The sequence below is a fragment of the Leifsonia sp. SIMBA_070 genome (assembly GCF_046534635.1).
Lineage (GTDB): Bacteria > Actinomycetota > Actinomycetes > Actinomycetales > Microbacteriaceae > Leifsonia.
The window spans coordinates 1-256 of sequence record NZ_JAWRYK010000554.1; the positions used below are offsets into that span (position 1 = coordinate 1).

The window sequence follows — 256 nt, forward strand, 5'->3', positions numbered from 1 at the left end:
CTGGACTCAGCGGTCGAGCCGGTGCTGCCAGAACCTCGGCTTGCGCCGGTTGTGCGCATAGGCGAGGATCACGAAGCTCGTATCGGTGAGGTAGTAGAGCACCCGGTACGGGAACACCGTAACTGCCATGCTGCGCACGGTCGGAGTGTCCACCCAGCCGGGGAACGCGGGCGCGGAGCGCGGCCAATCGGAGATACGGGCTATCGCCTCGTCAATGGCGTCGTAGAAGTCCTCGCCCAGACCCGACTCTCGGTCG

General features: G+C 65.6%; 1 protein-coding gene. It reads right to left on the reverse strand.

Annotation, left to right across the window (positions count from 1 at the left end; translation table 11 throughout):
• Positions 1-6: 6 nt before the first annotated feature.
• The coding region (locus SB754_RS21420; protein ID WP_410784345.1) for a hypothetical protein at positions 7-256 on the reverse strand (250 nt) is incomplete at its 5' end.